The sequence below is a fragment of the Streptomyces pinistramenti genome, assembly GCF_020564935.1.
Lineage (GTDB): Bacteria > Actinomycetota > Actinomycetes > Streptomycetales > Streptomycetaceae > Streptomyces > Streptomyces pinistramenti.
The window spans coordinates 18937-39037 of record NZ_JAJCXB010000062.1; the positions used below are offsets into that span (position 1 = coordinate 18937).

19 protein-coding genes and 1 pseudogene are annotated in these 20101 nt (G+C 71.8%); 12 read left to right on the top strand and 8 right to left on the bottom strand.

Annotation, left to right across the window (positions count from 1 at the left end; translation table 11 throughout):
• Positions 1-1662: a BACON domain-containing protein gene (locus LIU39_RS29500; RefSeq protein ID WP_227049991.1), complete on the bottom strand. Its 1662-nt coding sequence runs from the start codon at positions 1660-1662 to the stop codon at positions 1-3.
• Between the two features lie 208 nt (positions 1663-1870).
• On the opposite strand from LIU39_RS29500, the gene radA reads away from it, so the two are divergent.
• Complete coding sequence (gene radA / locus LIU39_RS29505; RefSeq protein ID WP_227049992.1) at positions 1871-3298, top strand: DNA repair protein RadA; 1428 nt, start codon at positions 1871-1873, stop codon at positions 3296-3298.
• Between the two features lie 124 nt (positions 3299-3422).
• Positions 3423-4547: a DNA integrity scanning diadenylate cyclase DisA gene (disA, locus tag LIU39_RS29510; protein WP_227049993.1), complete on the top strand. Its 1125-nt coding sequence runs from the start codon at positions 3423-3425 to the stop codon at positions 4545-4547.
• A 36-nt stretch (positions 4548-4583) separates the two neighbouring features.
• Here disA and LIU39_RS29515 read toward each other — a convergent pair whose 3' ends face one another.
• The gene (locus tag LIU39_RS29515) at positions 4584-5612 is read right to left on the bottom strand and encodes an NAD-dependent epimerase/dehydratase family protein (RefSeq protein ID WP_227049994.1); all 1029 of its coding nucleotides are present in this window, start codon (positions 5610-5612) and stop codon (positions 4584-4586) included.
• Between the two features lie 104 nt (positions 5613-5716).
• Positions 5717-6520 carry a hypothetical protein gene (locus tag LIU39_RS29520; protein ID WP_227049995.1) on the bottom strand — a complete coding sequence of 268 codons (804 nt, stop codon included), beginning with the start codon at positions 6518-6520 and terminating at the stop codon, positions 5717-5719.
• Positions 6521-6805: 285 nt separating this feature from the next.
• Between LIU39_RS29520 and LIU39_RS29525 the strand changes: the two genes are divergently transcribed.
• Positions 6806-7414, top strand: a complete 609-nt coding sequence (locus LIU39_RS29525) for a phosphatase PAP2 family protein (protein ID WP_227049996.1) — start codon at positions 6806-6808, stop codon at positions 7412-7414.
• Between the two features lie 53 nt (positions 7415-7467).
• Here the strand turns inward: LIU39_RS29525 and LIU39_RS29530 are convergent, their stop codons facing one another.
• On the bottom strand, positions 7468-7986 hold the full coding sequence (locus LIU39_RS29530; protein WP_227049997.1) for a pyridoxamine 5'-phosphate oxidase family protein: 519 nt from the start codon (positions 7984-7986) through the stop codon (positions 7468-7470).
• A 239-nt stretch (positions 7987-8225) separates the two neighbouring features.
• Between LIU39_RS29530 and LIU39_RS29535 the strand changes: the two genes are divergently transcribed.
• From LIU39_RS29535 to cseC, 5 genes are all read left to right on the top strand, one after another.
• Entirely contained in the window at positions 8226-9185 is a 960-nt protein-coding gene (locus tag LIU39_RS29535) for an HhH-GPD family protein (protein ID WP_227049998.1), read from the top strand.
• A gap of 307 nt (positions 9186-9492) precedes the next feature.
• Positions 9493-10098 carry a SigE family RNA polymerase sigma factor gene (locus tag LIU39_RS29540; protein WP_372464096.1) on the top strand — a complete coding sequence of 202 codons (606 nt, stop codon included), beginning with the start codon at positions 9493-9495 and terminating at the stop codon, positions 10096-10098.
• A gap of 166 nt (positions 10099-10264) precedes the next feature.
• Positions 10265-10924, top strand: a complete 660-nt coding sequence (locus LIU39_RS29545; protein ID WP_227049999.1) for a hypothetical protein — start codon at positions 10265-10267, stop codon at positions 10922-10924.
• Positions 10925-10933: 9 nt separating this feature from the next.
• Positions 10934-11644, top strand: a complete 711-nt coding sequence (gene cseB / locus LIU39_RS29550; protein WP_227050000.1) for a two-component system response regulator CseB — start codon at positions 10934-10936, stop codon at positions 11642-11644.
• A gap of 8 nt (positions 11645-11652) precedes the next feature.
• Positions 11653-12954: a two-component system sensor histidine kinase CseC gene (gene cseC / locus LIU39_RS29555; RefSeq protein WP_227050001.1), complete on the top strand. Its 1302-nt coding sequence runs from the start codon at positions 11653-11655 to the stop codon at positions 12952-12954.
• On the opposite strand, the gene LIU39_RS29560 is transcribed toward cseC, so the two are convergent.
• Positions 12932-13945: a DUF4190 domain-containing protein gene (locus LIU39_RS29560; protein WP_227050002.1), complete on the bottom strand. Its 1014-nt coding sequence runs from the start codon at positions 13943-13945 to the stop codon at positions 12932-12934. The genes cseC and LIU39_RS29560 overlap by 23 nt on opposite strands.
• A gap of 135 nt (positions 13946-14080) precedes the next feature.
• A complete protein-coding gene (locus LIU39_RS29565; protein ID WP_227050003.1) occupies positions 14081-14548 on the bottom strand; it encodes a VOC family protein in 468 nt (155 codons plus the stop codon).
• Between the two features lie 219 nt (positions 14549-14767).
• Here LIU39_RS29565 and LIU39_RS29570 point away from each other — a divergent pair, with 219 nt between their 5' ends.
• Both LIU39_RS29570 and LIU39_RS29575 read left to right on the top strand, forming a co-directional pair.
• Entirely contained in the window at positions 14768-15628 is an 861-nt protein-coding gene (locus tag LIU39_RS29570) for a helix-turn-helix domain-containing protein (protein ID WP_227050004.1), read from the top strand.
• Positions 15600-15818, top strand: a complete 219-nt coding sequence (locus LIU39_RS29575) for a DUF397 domain-containing protein (RefSeq protein WP_227050005.1) — start codon at positions 15600-15602, stop codon at positions 15816-15818. The genes LIU39_RS29570 and LIU39_RS29575 overlap by 29 nt, the downstream gene beginning before the upstream one ends.
• 91 nt (positions 15819-15909) lie before the next feature.
• Here LIU39_RS29575 and LIU39_RS29580 read toward each other — a convergent pair whose 3' ends face one another.
• On the bottom strand, positions 15910-17517 hold the full coding sequence (locus tag LIU39_RS29580) for an MDR family MFS transporter (RefSeq protein ID WP_264483400.1): 1608 nt from the start codon (positions 17515-17517) through the stop codon (positions 15910-15912).
• A gap of 135 nt (positions 17518-17652) precedes the next feature.
• Between LIU39_RS29580 and LIU39_RS29585 the strand changes: the two genes are divergently transcribed.
• Positions 17653-18267 carry a TetR/AcrR family transcriptional regulator gene (locus tag LIU39_RS29585; RefSeq protein ID WP_227050006.1) on the top strand — a complete coding sequence of 205 codons (615 nt, stop codon included), beginning with the start codon at positions 17653-17655 and terminating at the stop codon, positions 18265-18267.
• Here LIU39_RS29585 and LIU39_RS29590 read toward each other — a convergent pair.
• Positions 18249-18899: a M23 family metallopeptidase gene (locus LIU39_RS29590; RefSeq protein ID WP_227050007.1), complete on the bottom strand. Its 651-nt coding sequence runs from the start codon at positions 18897-18899 to the stop codon at positions 18249-18251. The two genes, LIU39_RS29585 and LIU39_RS29590, sit on opposite strands and share 19 nt — an antisense overlap.
• A 624-nt stretch (positions 18900-19523) precedes the next feature.
• Between LIU39_RS29590 and LIU39_RS29595 the strand changes: the two are divergent.
• A pseudogene (locus LIU39_RS29595) lies at positions 19524-19917 on the top strand (NACHT N-terminal Helical domain 1-containing protein); the annotation flags it as partial.
• Positions 19918-20101 lie beyond the last annotated feature (184 nt).

Here is a 20101-nt window from a genome sequence, read left to right on the forward strand (position 1 = left end):
TCAGCGCGCCGCCCCTTCGGTGGCCGGCAGCGTCGACGGCCCGACGGTACCGGGGTCGGCAGGCGCCGGGCCGGTCGGCGGGGGCGTCGGTGCCGGGTCGGCCGGCGCGGGGCCCGTGGGCGCCGGGCCGCCGCCCGGGGCCTTCGTGCCGTGGCCCTCGATCGTGAGGGCGGCGCCACCGGGATCCAGCACGACCCGGGTCCGCCAGTGACCCACCGGCTCCCGGTCGCGATCGACGTACACCGTGACCGCCGCCGTCCGCCCCGGCTCCAACTCACCCGCCGTACGGCTGATGTGGACCCACGGCGCCGCGGCCGCGGCCGTCCAGCGCACCGGCACGCCGCCGGAGGCGCTGAGCGTGACGACGGTGGTTCCGCCGCTCGGCTGGGCGGCGACGGTCAGCCGCCCGGGGCTGCCGGGCCGCAGGCGCGGACCGCCGGTCACCTCGACCGAGACGTCGGGGGTGTGGCCGCCGACCGGGAATCCCGGCTGCGGCGTCGTGCTGGCGTTCCCGGCGTTCTCGTACGGACGGCCGTCCAGCCGGGAGGCGTCCGCGTCGCTGGACGTCACCGCGTGCGAGGCGTCCGGCTCACCGGCCTCCGGGGCACCGCGGTACGCGGCCCACAGTGCCAGCACCGGCGCTGCCAGGACCGTGGCGACGACGGTGGTCGTCATGACCCGGCTGCGCAGCCGCCTGCGGCGGGCCGCGCGGTCGGTGGGACGGACCGGGAATCCCGCGCGGTCATAGCGAGGAGAACCGTTTGGCCATCCGCTGCGGCCCGCGCGCCCGACGCCCGACGCGGACCCGGCACCCGCCACCCCCTCGGCACGCCCCGACTTGGTACGCCGCGCCGCGGCCAGCGCAGCGAGCACGGCCTCCCGCGGCGCACCCACCAGCGGCAGGTCACCCTGAGCCGCGGGCGCGGTGCCCGGCCACGGGCCCGCCGCGGTGGCCCGCTCCGCGGTACGCCGGCACTCGGCGCACTCGTCGACGTGCCGCACCAACTCCCGCCGCAGCGCGGCACCGAGCAGCACCTGGGTGTCGCCCGCCAGCCGCGCCACATCCGGGCAGCGGCCGGATTCGACGACGGCCAGCGCGGCCCTGGTCCGCTCGACCTCGCAGGATGCGGCGGCCAGCAGGGCGTGGGTGGCGGCGGGCTCGGTGCCCAGGACCGCGGCGACCTCGCCGGCCGGCAGGCGGTGGCGCACCGAAAGCTCCAGCGTCTCGCGCTGCTCGGGTGTGGTGCCCGCGGCCTCGGGCCAGGCCAGGACCGCCAGCTCGCGCCGCCCGGCCTCGGGATCCGCTTCGGCGTCCGGCGCGATGGGCTCGGCGAGCCTGCGCAGGCAGGCCCAGCGGGCGAGCGCGTAGAGCCAGGGGCGGTAGAGCTGCGGTACTGGCTGCCTGCCCTGCTGCCGCTCGGCGAGCGCGAGGGTCTCGCCGAGTACGGCGGCCGCCGCGTCGTGCGCGCACAGGACGGACAGGCAGTACGTGAACAGCCCGTCCAGATGCGGCTCGTAGGGGCGTTGGGGGGTGCCGTGGCGGGTGTGGTGATCGGGGCTTGAGTGGTGGTCGTCGCGGGCCGCGTGGTCGGGGCGGCGCCGTGCGGCGCCGTGCGACCGGGGTGCGCCGGTGGTGTGCGTGGGGTGCTCGGGCCTGCTCATCACCCGGCGACGGTAGGCGGATGATGCAGCGGTGCTCCCGCCCCGGGCACACATTTGACCCTTACGAGTGGCCATCTCACTCAAAAGGGGACAGGAACCACTCGTTCCGCCCACGCGGTCCTCCCGGCAGGCACACTCGGGGCCCTCCGCAGGCCACCCGGTCGGCGCAGCGGTCCGCGTTGTCACACCCCGCGGTTACGGTGGCCGCATGGCAACCCGTAAAACGTCGGCCAAGGAGCGCCCCTCCTACCGCTGCACCGAGTGCGGCTGGACCACCGCGAAGTGGCTCGGCCGCTGTCCTGAATGCCAGGCGTGGGGCACGGTCGAGGAGTTCGGCGGCGCCCCCGCGGTGCGGACCACGGCGCCCGGCAGGGTCACCACCGCCGCGGTGCCCATCGGCCAGGTCGACGGCCGGCAGGCCACCGCGCGCACCACCGGCGTGCCCGAGCTGGACCGCGTGCTCGGCGGCGGCCTGGTCCCCGGCGCCGTGGCGCTGCTGGCCGGCGAGCCCGGCGTCGGCAAGTCCACCCTCCTCCTGGACGTCGCCGCCAAGGCCGCATCCAGTGACCACCGCACGCTCTACGTGACGGGCGAGGAGTCCGCGAGCCAGGTCCGGCTGCGCGCCGACCGCATCGGGGCGATCGACGACCACCTCTATCTCGCCGCCGAGACCGACCTCTCCGCCGTCCTCGGGCACCTGGACACCGTCAAGCCCTCGCTGCTCGTCCTGGACTCCGTGCAGACCGTCGCCTCCCCGGAGATCGACGGCGCGCCCGGCGGCATGGCCCAGGTCCGCGAGGTCGCCGGCGCCCTCATCCGGGCGTCCAAGGACCGCGGCATGGCCACCCTCCTGGTCGGCCACGTCACCAAGGACGGCGCCATCGCGGGGCCCCGCCTCCTGGAGCATCTCGTCGACGTGGTCCTCCAGTTCGAGGGCGACCGGCACGCCAGGCTGCGCCTCGTCCGCGGCGTCAAGAACCGCTACGGCACCACCGACGAGGTCGGCTGCTTCGAGCTGCACGACGAAGGCATCACCGGCCTCGCCGATCCCTCGGGCCTCTTCCTGACGCGCCGCGCCGAGCCCGTGCCCGGTACCTGCCTGACCGTCACCCTGGAGGGCCGCCGCCCCCTGGTCGCCGAGGTCCAGGCGCTCACCGTCGACTCGCAGATCCCCTCGCCGCGGCGTACGACGTCCGGCCTGGAGACCTCCCGGGTGTCGATGATGCTCGCCGTCCTGGAACAGCGCGGCCGGATCAGCGCCCTGGGCAAGCGCGACATCTACAGCGCCACGGTCGGCGGCGTGAAGCTCACCGAACCGGCCGCCGACCTCGCGGTGGCGCTCGCCCTGGCCAGCGCGGCCAGCGACACCCCGCTGCCGAAGAACCTCGTCGCCATCGGCGAGGTCGGCCTCGCCGGCGAGGTCAGGCGGGTCACCGGCGTGCAGCGCAGGCTGTCCGAAGCCGCCCGGCTCGGCTTCACGCACGCGCTGGTCCCGTCCGATCCGGGCCGGATCCCGGACGGCATGCGGGTCCTGGAGGTCGCCGATGTCGGCGAGGCGCTGCGCGTCCTGCCCAAGCGGGCGCGGCAAGCGGCCCCGCCGGAAGAGCCCCCGCAGGAAAGGGAGGTCCGCCGGTAGACTTTGCCCTGGTCTCGCCCAACGCCGCAGTCCTGCCGCCGGCACACGTACGCTCCCTGGTACGTCCGCCGCAGCAGGGGCCGGGTGGCCTGCGGACCGACAGACCTTGCGACGGAGGAGTGCAGTGGCAGCCAACGACCGGGCATCGTCTCCCGGCAGGTCCGGTGGGAGTTCCGGCACCGACGCCCTGATGCGCGCCTCGCTGAGCGCGGTCGCTCCCGGTACCGCCCTGCGCGACGGCCTGGAGCGGATTCTGCGCGGCAACACCGGCGGGCTGATCGTGCTGGGCTTCGACAAGACCGTCGAGTCGATGTGCACCGGCGGCTTCGTCCTGGACGTCGAATTCACCGCGACCCGGCTGCGCGAACTGTGCAAGCTGGACGGCGCGCTGGTGCTCGACAAGGACATCAGCAAGATCCTGCGGGCCGGCGTCCAGCTGGTGCCGGACGCCTCCATCCCCACCGAGGAGACCGGCACCCGCCACCGCACCGCCCAGCGCGTCTCGATCCAGGCCCGCTTCCCCGTCGTCTCGGTCAGCCAGTCCATGCGGCTGATCGCCCTGTACGTCGACGGCGAGCGCCGCGTCCTGGAGGAGTCGGCCGCGATCCTCTCCCGCGCCAACCAGGCGCTGGCGACCCTGGAGCGCTACAAGCTCCGCCTGGACGAGGTCGCCGGCACCCTCTCGGCCCTGGAGATCGAGGACTTGGTGACGGTGCGGGACGTCTCCGCCGTGGCCCAGCGCCTGGAGATGGTCCGCCGGATCGCCACCGAAATCGCCGAATACGTCGTCGAACTGGGCACCGACGGCCGCCTGCTGACCCTCCAGCTGGACGAACTGATCGCCGGCGTCGAGCCCGAACGCGAACTGGTCGTCCGCGACTACGTCCCCGAGCCGACCGCCAAGCGCTCCCGCACCGTCGCCGAAGCGCTCGCCGAGCTGGACGCCCTCAGCCACACCGAGCTTCTCGAACTCCCCATCGTGGCCCGCGCGCTGGGCTACAGCGGCTCCCCCGAGACGCTGGACTCCGCGGTCTCACCGCGCGGCTTCCGGCTGCTGGCGAAGGTCCCCCGGCTGCCCGGCGCGGTCATCGACCGCCTAGTCGACCACTTCGGCGGCCTCCAGAAGCTGCTGGCGGCAAGCGTCGACGACCTCCAGGCCGTGGACGGCGTCGGCGAGGCCCGCGCCCGCTCGGTCCGCGAGGGCCTGTCCCGCCTCGCCGAGTCGTCAATCCTCGAACGTTACGTCTGAGACGGGAACCCGGGGCGGAACGTTTCCGGGGCCGGGTCACCGGGGAGACGACGCACCATCCCAACCCCCCTGATCCACCTGCCTCCAGAACGCCGCCTCCCTCTCCCGCGACAGGCCGACCGCCGGCCGGTCCGGGCGCTGCGGTGCCACCCCGTCGAGCGATTGCAGCCACTGCCAGGTGTCCGCCACCGTCTCCCCCACGGGCCGGCAGTGCAGCCCCGTGGCCAGCGCCTTCGACACGTTGCCGCGGTGCAGGGTGTCGTGGGCCTCGCCCGGCGGCAGCCAGACCGGCAGTTCCGTCCAGGGCTGGATTCCGGCGGCCTGCACCGCTTCCGGTGATGCCCAGCGCAGTTCGGCGTCCGCACCGGTCACCCGCACGCAGTGGCCGAGCAGTTCGCCCATCGTGGTGTGCCCCGGCGCGCTGACCAGGTTGTACGCGCCGCCTGCGATGCCGTCCCCGATGCCGTCCAGCACCCATGCCGCGAGGTCGCGGGCGTCGATGTACTGGAGGGGCAGGTCGCGGGGGCCCGGCGCGAGGACCGGGCCGCCGCGTGCGATCCGGTTCAGCCACCACGGCAGCCGCCCGATGTTCTCGTACGGGCCGAGGATCAGCCCCGCGCGGGCCAGCACCGCCCGGTCGCCGAAGGCTTCGGTGGCGGCGATTTCGCCGCCCCGCTTGGCCTGCGAGTAGTCGTCGGCCACGGTGGCGTCGGGTGAGCCCGGCACCAGCGGACCGTTCTCGTCGAGGCCGGGGGCGGCCGGGAACGGGTACACGGACCTGGTGGAGACGTAGACGTAGCGGCCGACCCGGTCCGCCAGCAGCCGTGCCGCGTCCCTGACCGCGGCCGGCGCACCGCCCCAGGTGTCGACGACGGCGTCCCACTCGCCCGTGGCGAGGGCCGCGAGCCCCGCCGCCGCGCTCCGGTCGCCGTGCAGCGCCGTCGCACCCGGCGGCGGGCCGTGCTGCCCGCGGTGGAACACCGTCACCTGCCAACCCCTGGCCAGCGCCGCCTCGGTGACCGTGCGGCCGACGAACTCCGTTCCGCCCAGCATCAGTAGTCGCATGCCGCGACTGTGCCGCACGGCCGCCGGATCGCGGGGCCCTGCACGCTGTGAGCGGATCCCCTACGAGCGGAACAACCGGAGGTACCGGCTCCGGACCGGTCCGCTCAGTCCTTGGCGAGGACGAACGACGTACGGGCCGCCGAGAGCCCCGGCACCTCCGCCTCGATCAGGTACTTGCCCGCCGGAACCGCCGCCGCGCTCGGCGTCGCGCACTTCGGGGCGCTCGCCCGGCGGTCCCACTCGACGGTGCGCTGGAGCGAGCCGTGCGCCGGGATCTTCACGAGTGCGGCTGCGGAGCCCGCGGGGCAGTCGTCGGATGCCCACACCGGGTCGTCGCCCGCGGTGTCGGTGATCGTGAGCACCGCGGCCTTGCCGCCGAGGTCCACCTTGCAGTCGGCGCCCGCGGAGTTCTTGACCGTCAGCTCGAACTTCGGCTTCTCGCCCGGCCGGTAGGAGTCCTTGACGCTGTGCAACGCCAACTCCGTGCTGCCGTCCCCGCAGTTCGCGAGGGAGCCGCCGGCCGCCACCGCGCCGCCGCCCGTGCCCGTGCCGATCGGCGCGCCACCGGAACCGCCGGAACCCGCGCCCGCCGCACCCGAGCCGCCGCCGGAGCCGCCGCCGGAGCCCGTACCGTCGCCGTCCCCTTCGCCGCTGCCCGACTCGTCGCGACCGCCCGGCTTTTGACTGATCGCCGGGCCGGTCGACGAGGGACCTGGCGTGATGGACGTCGCGGGCCCCGAGCCGCCGTGGCCCTTGCTCTCGGTGCCGGTTCTGCCGCTGTCCCCGCCCAAGTTGAGGAGCCACACCACCAGGAGGGCGAGCAGCGCGAAGATGCCCAGCGCAACGGCCCTCCGCCGCCAGTAGATGGAGGAGGGGAGCGGCCCGATCGGATTGCGCAGTGATCCCACGCGGAAACTCTACGAGAGAACCCCGGGCGCACCGGCCAGTACCCGCCGCACAGAACGGCAACTTTTCCCATGATCGGCCCGGATCCGGGTCCGCGGACCCGATTCCCACCCGATTCCGGCCCGACCCCCGCCTCTTCCGCCCTATCCGCCCCATCCGCCGCGGTCCCACCAGCGGCCACCACCCGGCACGGAACGTCACCCGCCCCCCACCCGGTGTTCGCCGAAACACTCTCCTGACGTCGGTCAGGTGCGCTAGGGGCCCGGCATTACGTACCGTCGTCCCTCATGAACAGCACCGATCTCTATCGCGACGTCACCGACTTCGCGCATGGCACCCCTGCATGGGTCCATTCCTTCGCCGACGCCGGCACCGAAGGCGGGATTCTGCTCCTGATGGCGGTGGCGATCCTGGGGTGGTGGCGGTCCCGCCGGCGCGACCCGCGCGCGGTCGCCCTCGCCATACTGGTGCCGGTCGGCACCATCGTCGCGTACGTCCTGAGCGAGATCGTCAAGGGCATGGTGGAGGAGGAGCGGCCCTGCCGTGCGGTGGCGCACGCGGCCGCCTCCATCGCGACGTGTCCGCCCGAGGGCGACTGGTCCTTCCCCAGCAACCACTCGGTGATCGCCGCCTCCCTGGCCGTCGGCATCGCCATCGCCTGGCGGGCCGCGATCTGGCTCGCGGTGCCGGTGGCCCTGCTGACCGGCTTCTCCCGGGTCTTCGTCGGCGTCCACTACCCGCACGACGTGGCCGCGGGCCTCGCCTTCGGCGCGGTGCTCGCCGCCCTGACCATCCTGCTGCTCCGCCGGCCGATGACGGCGCTGGTGCTGCGGATGCGCTCCGGGCCGCTGCGCCCGCTGGTCGAGGCGCAGCGGGGTTCGCACGCGGCGGTGTAGGGCGGATCCACCGCCCGCCCCAGGCGCCGCCTGCGCACGGCGCAGAGGATTGTTCACGGAGTGGCGGTCGCCGGCCGCCACTCCTCCTTGTGTCCGAAGCCCCGGCCGTTGTCGATCAGCCGCAGCCAGTCGGGGCGCAGCTCCCACAGCGCGGTCCGCTCCAGGGCCGCGCGCAGCCGCTCGTCGGCCGCGACGAACGGGAACCGCCCGGCGTACGCGGCCCAGCCGGCCGCCCGCTCCGCGCCCTCCAGCACGCGGCAGCGGCCCCGCCCCTGGAGGCCGGTCAGCGCGCTCCACTCCTGGCCGTCCCGCTGCACCGTGAACGCCACCCGCGCACCGGGCTGCCGCAGCGCCCTGCCGTGCCGGGTCGTGCCCGAGGTGACGAAGTACGCCACCGGCCCCTCCGCATCACCGCCCGCGGCGTAGAGCACCGCACACGCCTGCGGCCCGTCCGCGTCCCCGTACGCCAGCGTCAGCGTCGTGTGCGCGGCCAGCGCCCGCTGGATCTCCGCCGGGCAGCCGCCGCTCCCGGCCTTTACCCCTGCATCCGCCGCGTTCGCCTCGTCCGGCATCCGTGCCACTCCTCTCCGCTCCCCGCCCGTTCGCTTCCCGTCGCCCCCGGTCGCATCCTCGCGCGCGGCCCGCGGGCGGCGCGCACCGGCTCCGTACCGGGCGGCGCGCGATCCGGCCGCGTACCGCCGGTAAGCGGCCACCCGTACGTACCGGGGCGTCCCGCGTGCGGGTGGGCGCGCAACGGCGCGGCCCGGCGCGTTTCCCGGGCGCGGCCGGTCGTGCCACCATCGGCGGTGCCATGACTTCGACGCCTGTCTCCCCCGCTGCCACTGCCACCGCCGCCACTCCCGCTTCCGCCGCCGTACCGGCCGCGGAGCCCACCGACGGGACCGGACTGCACGGCCCCGTCACCGCCTGGTTCGACGCCCATGCCCGCGATCTGCCCTGGCGCCGCCCCGAGGCCGGCGCCTGGGGCGTGATGGTCAGCGAGTTCATGCTCCAGCAGACTCCGGTCAGCCGCGTGCTGCCGGTGTACGAGCAGTGGCTGGCCCGCTGGCCGCGCCCCGCCGACCTGGCCGCCGAGGCGCCGGGCGAGGCCGTCCGCGCCTGGGGCCGGCTCGGCTATCCGCGACGCGCCCTGCGCCTGCACGCCGCCGCATCGGCGATACAGGAGCGGCACGGCGGCGACGTACCGCGCGAGCACGCCCAGTTGCTGGCGCTGCCCGGCGTCGGCGAGTACACCGCCGCGGCCGTCGCCTCGTTCGCGTACGGGCAGCGGCACGCGGTGCTCGACACCAATGTGCGCCGGGTGTTCGCCCGCGCGGTGGCCGGCCGCCAGTACCCGCCGAACGCCACCACGGCCGCCGAGCGCAAGCTCGCCCGCGCGCTGCTGCCCGACGACGAGGGGGTCGCGGCGAAGTGGGCGGCGGCCACGATGGAGCTGGGCGCGCTGGTGTGCACGGCGCGCGGGCCGGAGTGCGCACGCTGCCCGATCGCCGCGCAGTGCGCCTGGCGGCTGGCCGGATCCCCGGCGCACGAGGGCCCGGCGCGCCGCACCCAGAGCTATGCGGGCACCGACCGCCAGGTGCGCGGCAAGCTGCTCGCCGTGCTGCGCGAGGCGGTCCACCCGGTGCCGCAGGTGATCCTGGACGCGGTGTGGGACGAGCCGGTGCAGCGGGCCCGCGCGCTGGACGGGCTGGTCGCCGACGGTCTGGTGGAACCGCTGCACGGCGGCCGCTACCGTTTGCCGCTGACGTAACGCGGCACGTCCGGCCCCGGTTGAGGAGGAGGAACGCACCTGCGGGTGCGTCCCTCCTGCCGTTCGGCGCGGGCCGTCCCGGGGTTCCCGGATCCCGATGTCCCGAACACCCCCCGGAAAACGGCCCGTCGGCCTTCCGGCGGGGGCCGTCATCCCCCCGGAGGATGACGCGCGGGGGCCCGCCGTCCGTCCGGAGGAGGACCCGCGGACCGCTGTTACACAACCGAGGGTTTTCCGTGCACTGCCTGTGGGGCCGACGCACATTGCGCCGCAACACCCCCTCCGTAGCGTCCTTCTCGTGCTGGAGATGACCACCGGCACGGTCAACGTGGGGAAGCGCAAGCGGATCGGAGGCGTCGGAATGGCGACCAGCGGCGGCAAGGTACTGGACTTCGAAGAGTACGTACGGACGCGGCAGGAGGCCCTGCTCCGTAGCGCCCGGCGCCTGGTGCCCGACCCCGTCGACGCTCAGGATCTGCTGCAGACGGCCCTGGTCCGCACCTACGGCCGCTGGGACGGTATCGCCGACAAGTCGCTGGCCGACGCCTACCTCCGCCGCGTCATGATCAATACGCGGACGGAGTGGTGGCGGGCCCGCAAGCTGGAGGAGGTGCCCACCGAGCAGCTCCCCGACGCGAGCGTCGACGACGGCAGCGAGCAGCGCGCCGACCGCGCCCTCCTGATGGACATCCTCGGCGTGCTCGCTCCCAAGCAGCGCAGCGTGGTCGTCCTGCGACACTGGGAGCAGATGAGCACCGAGGAGACCGCTGCCGCGCTCGGCATGTCGACCGGTACCGTCAAGAGCACACTGCACCGCGCCTTGGCCCGGCTGCGTCAGGAACTGGCGAACCGCGACATCGACGCGCGGATGCTGGAGCGTGGCGAGCAGGAGCAGGAGCGGTGCGCGGCCTGACGGGCGGCGTACGGCGCCCCGCACGGCGCACCACACGGAGCAGCACACCGGCCACGGCACCCGTCGGGACGTCCGCCGGTGCCACCACAACAGAGACAGCGGCAGGATCAGCGGCTGCGCGAGCAGCACGGTGAGCAGGAGCGGATTGTCCAGGAACAGGTTGACCATGGACAGGTTGACCAAAGGCGGCGCGGCCACCGCGGGGGTGGCCGCCGTCGGCCTGCTGCTGGCCGGCTGCAATCCCGGCGGCGGGGGCGTCCGCAGTGAGGGCTCGGCCGGGCCCACTCCCGGAGCGCCCCGGGGCGCGGTGACCGCGTCCCCCAGCCCGTCCAGCACCGCCGGGTACAAGAAGGTCGACGCGGTGGACCTGCTGAAGAAGGACCCGAAGGTCGGCCCGGACGTGAAGCGGACCCTTGCCAAACCCTGCGCCGCCGACGAGTATCCGATCGAGGTGACCTATGCGTCGGTGACCGGCAGCAAGGCTCCCGACGTCATCGTGAACGTCATGACCTGCGCGGACTCCATCGGCATCGGCTCGTACGTCTACCGCAAGGACGGCGGTGCGCACGGCGGGACCGATGGGTATGACAACGTGTTCAGCAACGAACAGCCGTCGGTCTCCGCCGGAGTCAACAAGGGCGACCTGGAGATCTCCAAGCAGACCTACGGCACCGGTGACAAGGTGTGCTGTCCGTCCGGCGAGGACGTGACGACCTACCGTTGGTCCACGGACCGCTTCACCGAGTTCGCGCGGTACCACACGGACTACAGCAAGACCGGCGTCGACGGCACCCAGCCCGAAGACGGCAACGCATCGGAGGGTTGAGACAACCGCATGGCCGACACCCATGTGCTCTTCGTCGAGGACGACGACGTCATCCGCGAGGCCACCCAACTCGCCCTGGAGCGGGACGGTTTCGTGGTCACCGCGATGCCCGACGGGCTCGCGGGCCTGGAGGCGTTCCGCGCCGACCGGCCCGATATCGCGCTGCTCGACGTCATGGTGCCGGGACTGGACGGCGTCAGCCTGTGCCGCCGGATCCGTGACGAGTCGACGGTGCCGGTGATCATGCTGTCGGCGCGCGCCGACTCCATCGACGTGGTGCTCGGCCTGGAGGCCGGCGCCGACGACTACGTCACCAAGCCGTTCGACGGCGCGGTGCTGGTCGCCCGGATCCGCGCCGTGCTGCGCCGCTTCGGGCACGCCAGCGGGCCCAACGGCGCGGGCGCCCGCACGCCCGACGCGCCGGAGCCCGCCGAGGCGATATTGCGCTTCGGCGATCTTGAGGTGGACACCGAGGGCATGGAGGTCCGCAAGAGCGGTCAGCCGGTCGCGCTCACGCCGACCGAGATGCGCCTGCTGCTGGAGTTCTCCGACGCACCGGGCACGGTCCTCTCCCGCGACCGGCTGCTGGAGCGGGTGTGGGACTACGGCTGGGGCGGTGACACCCGGGTCGTCGACGTCCACGTCCAGCGGCTGCGCGGCAAGATCGGCCAGGACCGCATCGAGACGGTCCGCGGCTTCGGCTACAAGCTGAGAGGCTGACGGGCCCCGTGGTCAGGCTGGCCCTGCGCACGGGTCTGAGGTGGAAGCTCAGCGCCGCCATCGCGCTCGTCGGAGCACTGGTCGCCATCGCGCTGAGCATTGTCGTGCACAACGCAGCCCGGGTCTCGATGCTCGACAACAGCCGGGACGTGCAGGTCGACCGGCTGGACATCGTCCAGCGGATCTTCGAATCGACCGGCCGGCTGCAGTTCGGCGCGAAGATCGACGATCCCGCGCTGCCGCCCGCACTGCGCAAGGAAGTCACCGGCTACAAGCGCGCCACCTATCTCCAGGACACCGGGGAAACCGCCCCCGAGGTCTGGGCCGCAGCCCCGATCGGCAACGACCGGGTGCTGTCGATACACAACCGTTTCCCCGACCGGTTCGCCGTCCTCGACGACCTGGACCAGGCGCTGATCATCGGGTCGGCCGCCGTCGTCGGCGGCGGCTGCGCGCTGGGCGTACTGGTCGGCGGCCGGCTCTCCCAGCGGCTGCGCAAGGCGGCGGCCGCCGCCGGGAAGCTCGCCGACGGCGACACGTCCGTCCGGATCCGCGACGAGGTCGGCGGCCGGATCCGGGACGAGACGGACGACCTGGCCTGGGCCGTCGACGCCATGTCCGACGCGCTCCAGCAGCGCATCGAGGCGGAGCGCCGGGTCACCGCCGACATCGCGCACGAGCTGCGCACCCCCGTCACCGGACTGCTCACCGCGGCCGAACTGCTGCCGCCGGGCCGCCCCACCGAACTCGTACGCGACCGGGCGCAGGCACTGCGCACCCTCGTCGAGGACGTCCTGGAAGTGGCCCGCCTGGACGGCTACGCGGAGCGCGCCGAACTCCAGGACGTCGCCCTCGGCGAATTCGTCAGCCGCCGGGTACGGGCCCTGAACGCCGACGTCAGCGTCGAGATCGTCCGCGACGCCGAGGTCACCACCGACCCGCGCCGCCTGGAGCGCATCCTCGGCAACCTCATCGCCAACGCCACCCGGCACGGCAGGCCGCCGATCGAGGTGACCGTCGAAGGCCGGGTGGTCCGGGTGCGCGACCACGGCAGCGGCTTCCCCGAGGCGCTGCTGCGCGAGGGTCCGAGCCGCTTCCGGACCGGCAGCAGCGACCGGTCAGGCCGCGGCCACGGCCTGGGCCTGACCATCGCCGCCGGTCAGGCGCGCGTCCTCGGCGCCCGCCTGACCTTCCGCAACGCCGACGAGATCGCCGAAGGATCGACCGGCGCCGTCTCCGTCCTGTGGCTGCCGGAAAATGCGCCGACGGCCACCGGCAGCTTCCCCGTCATCCACCTGCCGGACCGCTGACCTGCTGGGCGGCCGGCCCGGCGGGCTCCCCGTCGGCGCCCTTTCCGCCGGTCCCCTTGTCGTCGGCGCCCTTTCCGTTGAGGGAGCCGCTCCAGTAGGCGTCGTCCCACCGGGCGGCGTCGGGGCTGAACTCGACCTCGGCCTTGTCGGCGGCACCGGGCGGCAGCGAGAAGGCGTACTTCCCGACGGCCGTCCTGCCGGGGAGGAGGTAGCCGGTGATGACCTTCTGCCGTCCGCTTCCGTCGATCACCAGTGACGCCGAGGCTCCGTCGGCGTCGTTGACATCGGGCAGCCCGGTCTCGACCGCGACCCGCTCGCGGCCGGTGTTGACGACCGTGACCGTCACCTCGATCGCCTTGTTGCCCTTGGCGTGCCCGTGAGCGAAGGCGTCCGGGGTGAACGGCTCCGGCTTGGCGACCGTGACCTTCAGACCGCCGTCGAAGGTGTACGGCTTGCCGAACGACAGATGCCGGGCCGCTTCCGCCGCCGCCTCGGACTCCGCCTCGGCCGACGCGGAGGCTTCCGCCTCCTCGACCTTCGTCCGCGCGTCGTCGACGACCTTGTCCACCACTATGGCGCTGAAGACCCCGCCCCCGACCGCGGCCACCAACCCGACCGCGCCCAGGACCACACCGGTCACCGCCATGCCCTTGTTCGTCGCCAGGCCCCTGCGCACCTGGCTCAGCCCGACGAAGCCGAATATCAGCGCCAGCAGGGCCGGCAGCCAGGACATCCAGAACAGGATGATGAACAGGCCGAGCACGACGCTGATGATGCCGAGCACCAGGGCGGCGATGCCCATGCCGTTGCGCGGCTGCGGCGCCCAGACCGGCGCCATCGGCATCGGGTAGGGCTCCTGGCCGACAGGAGCCGATCCGGGCGGCGGCGGGCTCCACGGGTTGTAGTCCCCCGCTGCCTGCTCGCCAGGCTGCTGACCGTCAGGTATCTGACCGCCGGGCTTCTGGTCGTCGGGCGGAGTGGGCACGGTCATGCGCAGTCCTCGAATTAGGCTGAAAGAGACGAACTGGCGACATTACCAGGCACTTTTGCCCGTTCATTGCCTAATTTCAGACAGCTCCGAGCCCTCGATTTCGGCCACGGCCACCGGCGGCCCGCGCGCCCCGCCTCAGCTCGCCTCCCCGTCCACGCACTCCCCCCATTCCTTGTCCAGATCGAGCTGCTCGCTCGGCTGCGTCAGCGAGAACCAGTTGCCCGAGTCGTCGCGGAATATCGCCTCGATGCCGTACGGCCGTGCCTGCGGTTCCTGAAGGAACTCCACACCCCGGCCCTTGAGCGTGGCGTACTCGGCATACGCATCATCGGTCGTCAGGACACCCGCCCCCAGCAGCCCCTTGCGCACCAGCCCCTTCAACGCCTCGGCGGACTCCGCGTCCATACCCGCCCCGCCCGGCACCATCAGCGTCAGCTCCACCCCCGGCTGATCCTTGGCCCCCACCGTCAGCCAGCGCATGCCCTGCTCGCCGCCCATTCGCATGTCCGTACGGACTTCGAGCCCGAGCTTCTCGGTGTAGAACTCCTTGGCGCGATCCTGGTCGAGCACCCAGACGGTGCTGATCGCGAGACCTTTGATCATGACTCTCTCCTCCTGCCGTGCGTCACCGCTCGCCCGCCGCCCGTCGTGAGCGCGGTCACATCTCGATGCTGACATGCACCACTGACAACGGCCCGCCGCGTTGCGCACCCGCATCTGCGCTACGCATCGTGACGCATCTCTCACACAGCGCTGCCGGGCGGCGTAACGTGGCCGGGAACGGGGTTGCAGCGGGCAACCCGCAATGAGTGGCGGTGAGTTGTGCCTCCTCGCAAGGACACCGACGCGTCGGTGAGCGTCCCGTGCTTCTACGGCGCCGAGTTGCGCTTCCAGCGGGAGCAAGCGGGCTTGACCCTGGAGCAGTTGGTGGAAGGCAGCTTCCGGGGCCTGTCCTTCCTCAGCCAGATCGAACGCGGCGAACGCGGCATGCCGAAGGATCTCGCCGTCCACGTCGACAAGAAGCTCGGCACGAACGGCTTCTTCGAGCGGCATTGCACGGCGGTGCAGAAGGCGCGGTTGGTCGGGCATCCGACCTACTTCGCGAGCATCCCAGAGCTGGAGAAGTCCGCCGCGACGATTGAGGAGTGGGCCCCCTTCCTCGTGCCGGGGCTGCTCCAGACCAAGGCGTACGCCACGAAGATCGCGAAATCCGCGGCATGGTGGGTCTCTCCCGAGACCATCGAGAAACGCGTCCGTGCGCGGATGGCGCGTGCCGAGTTCTGGAAGCAACCCGACCGGGCCACGTTCTGGGCGGTGCTGGACGAGTCATTGGTTCGCCGACCGCTGCTCACGCCGAAGGAGATGGCCGAGCAGCTTGAACACATCGCCCAAGTGATGCGGTCCAGCAAGGGTGTTGTGCAGATCCTCCCTGAATCGGAGGGCGACCACACCCTCATGATGGGGCTGCTGAGGATCATGACCTTCCCGGACGCCCCACCACTCGTCTACATGGAGGGCGATCACAGCGGCCAAACCATCGACTATCCGCCGCTCGTGAGGGACTACCGAAGGTCGTACGATCTGCTTCGGGCCGCCGCGCTGTCCCCTACGGCGTCCCTGGCCCGGATCGAGAAGGCGGCAGAGGAGTTCCGAAATGGCAGTCACAACACTCGACTTGAGTGACGTCCACTGGCGCAAGAGCAGCTACAGCAACGCTGAAGGCGGCGAATGCCTGGAGGTCCGCGACGACCTCCCCGGCCTCGTCCCCGTCCGCGACAGCAAGGCCCCGCACGGCCCGGCGCTCGTCTTCCCGGCGGCCGGCTGGTCCACGTTCATCTCGGCCGTCAAGGACGGCGGGCTCTCCGGGAGTTGACCCGCAGTCCGGCAGCACACGGAATCAGCGCACGGAAAAGCGGCCCCCGAACACCGGGGGCCGCTTCCGTACCGAGAACGGTCGACTCGGGTCAGACGGCCTCTGCCACCGCTACCCGCGCCTCCGGAGCGTCCCCACCCTCCTTGTTCTCGGTCGGCGTGGGGCCGCCGCGCAGCGGGATCTCCTTGAGGAACCAGGCCGCGGCGAAGCCGATGATGCTGACCGCGGCGCCCCACAGGAAGACGTGGTGGGTGCCGCTGGCGACCGCGTGCGTGTAGGCGTCACGGACCGCGGCCGGCAGCTGGGCCAGCCCCTTCGGGTCGAGCTGGGCGGCGCCGCCGGACGACAGCTTGCCGCCGGCCGAGCCGAGCCGCTCGCTCATCGTGCTCTGCACCTGCTGCGTGAAGATCGCCCCGAAGATCGCGACGCCGAAGGAGCCGCCGATCGTCCGGAACAGGGTGGCGGACGACGAGCCCACGCCCATGTCCTTCATCTCGACGCTGTTCTGCGCGATCAGCATCGTCGTCTGCATCAGGAAGCCCATGCCGGCGCCGAGCACCGCCATGTAGAGACCCGAGGTGAAGCGGGTGGTGTCGGTGTCCATCAGGGACAGCAGCGCCAGGCCCGCGGTGATCAGGCCGCCGCCGACCACCACGAAGATCTTGTACTTGCCGGTCGAGGTGGTGACCCGGCCCGCGAACAGCGACACCGCCATCATCGCCAGCAGCATCGGCAGCAGCAGCAGGCCGGAGTTGGTGGCCGACGCGCCCTGCACGGTCTGCTGGAACAGCGGCAGGAACGTCATCGAGCCGAACATCACGAAGCCGACGAGGAAGCCGATGAGGGTGACCAGCGAGAAGTTGCCGTTGCGGAAGATGTGCAGCGGCAGCACCGGCTCGCTGACCTTCATCTCCACGACGAGGAACAGCCCGATGGCGACGACGCCGAGCGCTCCGAGCCCGATGATCTGCGACGACAGCCAGTCGTACTCGGTCCCGCCCCAGGTGGTGATCAGCACCAGCGAGGTGATGCCGACGGTGAGCAGGAGAGCGCCGACGTAGTCGATCCGGGTCTGCGCGCGCTTCTTCGGCAGGTGCAGCACCGCGGTCACCATGACCAGCGCGATGGCGCCCAGCGGAAGGTTGATGTAGAAGCTCCAGCGCCAGCCGAGGTGGTCGGTGATGGTGCCGCCGACCAGCGGCCCGCCGATCATCGCGACGGCCATGACGCCGGCCATCATGCCCTGGTACTTGCCGCGCTCTCGCGGCGGAATCAGGTCGCCGATGATCGCCATGACGCCGACCATCAGACCGCCCGCGCCCAGGCCCTGAACGGCGCGGAAGCCGATCAGCTGCCCCATGTCCTGGGCCATTCCGGACAGCGCGGAGCCGATCAGGAACAGGACGATGGACGACAGGAAGACGCCCTTGCGTCCGTACATGTCGCCCAGCTTGCCCCAGATCGGGGTGGAGGCCGCGGTGGCGAGGGTGTACGCGGTGACCACCCAGGACAGGTGCTCAAGACCGCCCAGTTCGCCGACGATGGTCGGCATCGCGGTGCCGACGATCATGTTGTCCAGCATCGCGAGCAGCATCGCGATCATCAGCGCGAACAGCACCACCCGCACACTGGCGGGCTGCTTGCCCCCGTCCTGCGCCACATCAGGTTTTTCCCCCGCTGGGGTCGCTTTCTGCGACATCCCCACATCACTCCCACTTACTTGCCGCCCGGCTAGTTCAGTACAGTAAGGAAAGGTAGGCCGCCAACTAGCCGGGCGTCAAGTAAGTTAATTCGGCGTGCCCGCCCCGCCGCCCCCACTACGCAGGAGAGCACCGTGAGCACACCGCAGGCGCGCAGGAGCAACACCCGCCAGCGCATCCAGGACGTCGCTCTGAAGCTGTTCTCCGAACACGGCTACGAGAAGACGTCGCTCCGGGAGATCGCCGAGAAGCTGGACGTCACCAAGGCGGCGCTCTACTACCACTTCAAGACCAAGGAAGACATCGTCATCAGCCTCTTCCAGGACCTCGCGGCGCCGATCGACGACCTGGTGGCCTGGGCCGAGGAGCAGCCGCGCACCCTGGAGACCAAGAACGAGGTGCTCCGCCGCTACAGCGAGTCGCTGCGCAGCGCGGAACCGCTGTTCCGCTTCATGCAGGAAAATCAGGCCGCCGTACGGGACCTGAGCATCGGCGAAACCTTCAAACAGCGGGTGCTCTCCCTCTTCGCGCTGCTCAAGGAGCCGGACGCGGAGATGATCGACCAGGTGCGCTGCCTGACGGCGCTCTTCTCGATGCACGCGGGCATGTTCGCCATGCAGAACGTGAAGGGCGACCCCGAGGAGAAGCGCAAGGCCATCCTTGAGGTCGCCACAGAACTGGTCACGGCGGCCAACCCGCCGAGCCGCCGGCCAGCCCGGCCGGACTCAGCTCAGACGGAGTCGCCGTGAGCCCGCAGGAATCCGGTCGGCTCGATGCCCGACCCGTAGTTGGGGCCGGTGCGGACCTCGAAGTGCAGGTGCGGGCCTGTCGAGTTGCCGGTGCTGCCGGACAGGCCGATCTGCTTGCCGGTCGAGACCTGCTGACCGACCTGGACCTGGATCTGTGACAGGTGCGCGTACTGCGTGTACGTGCCGTTGTCGTGCTTGATCACGATGGCGTTGCCGTACGCGGGGCCGTCGCCGCCGCCGTTCGGGCCGGCCTTGACGACGGTGCCGTGGTGCACGGCCTTGACCGGGGTGCCGGTCGGGACGACGAAGTCCTGACCACTGTGGTTGTGCGACCAGTGGCTGCCGGCGATGCCGAAGGGCTCGCCCATCGTGTACTTGTCGACCGGCTTGACCCAGGCGTTGGCCTTCTTCACGGCGGCCTGCTTGGCGGTCTGCGCCGCCTTCACCTGGGCGTCGGCCTGCGCGGTGACCGTGGAGCCGACGTGCGACGTGAGGCCGGTGAGGCCGGAGTCCGCGGCGTTGGCGACACCCGCGCCGAGGGCGACGGTGGCACCGAGACCGGCCGCGACCACGAAGGTGCGGGACCGGAGAGCGGACTTCTTGGAATTGCGGAACGCGGCGAACTTCGACATGCGGGTTGCATCTCCGAAAAGGAACGGGAAAGGAATGCGATCCGGCTGCGGACCGGCATCGCCATTCCTTGGTAACCCGCCATCGCCGCCCCGCCAAGGCCCCCTTCTACTACTCCGAGCCGTACCGGAAGCCGGGGAATTGAGCCCCTTGCGCTCCCCACACCCATACCAGACCAAACCCCCAAAACCCACTATCCCGACCCCGAGCAGGCACCCCCTGAACCATCACTGACCAGGCAATATCCACATTCGCACAGCGCCGCCCCGACACCCCGCACCACACCTGCCGCAGGCCCTCCACCCCCCAGAGGCAAAGGTCCCGCACTCCCCCCTGGCAATTCCCCTAAAGCATCTAGTAGGCCCCGATCGGCCTGTGCGACAAGTCACCGACGCATAAGATCCAAAGCCCTTTCGTGGGTCTTTGGAGTGTCCGTTTCGGGACCAAGGGCCTTTGTGACCGGGGTTACTCGGATTCTGTGACCGGGATTACCCGCAGGACGATAAATGCCCGCACCGCCAGGGTCACGGCACTGTCCGATGCCCCGGAATCCGCCCCGGGCCCCGAGTGTGCGCCCTGGCCTGACCCCTCGGAGCCGTCAACGGGGAAGAGCCGGTCCGGCACCCATGGATCCGTCAGCAGCAGGCGTCCGCCTCGCCTCAGCCGTGATCGCGCCGCTCGTCAGGAAGCTCTTCGTCCAGGAGGGGCCGGGCGCCGCCTGGTCACAGGCCCGGTACGGATATCCGGCCTGGTGTCCTTCCGCGGCGAGAAGCGCACCCTGACCGACGAGGACCTGCACAAGCTCGCCGCGAAGCTGGTGCGCCGGGCCGTACAGGCCGCGGGCCCGGCGAACGCCCGGTCCCGGCGGACGAGGAAACCGCCGTCGCCGACGCCCTGGCCGCCACCCTGCGCGGCCTCGGCGATCTCGACATGGACGACGTACAGGCCGTACGCCTCGGCCCCACCGCCCTCGCCGCCCGCCTGACAGCCGCCGCCCCGGCCGCGTCCCGCGCCCTCTCCCGGCACGAAGCTCACCCTCTTCCCCCGCCCGCGCACCTGACCACCCCCCACCCCCTCCCCTAGGCGGTGTCTTCAAATGATCTCGCGTGGTGGATCATGGTGGGGTGATACGTCGCCATGAACTGTCTGATGCGGAGTGGGAGTTCGTCCGGCCGTTGTTGCCGGTGTCGTTGCGGGGCAGGAA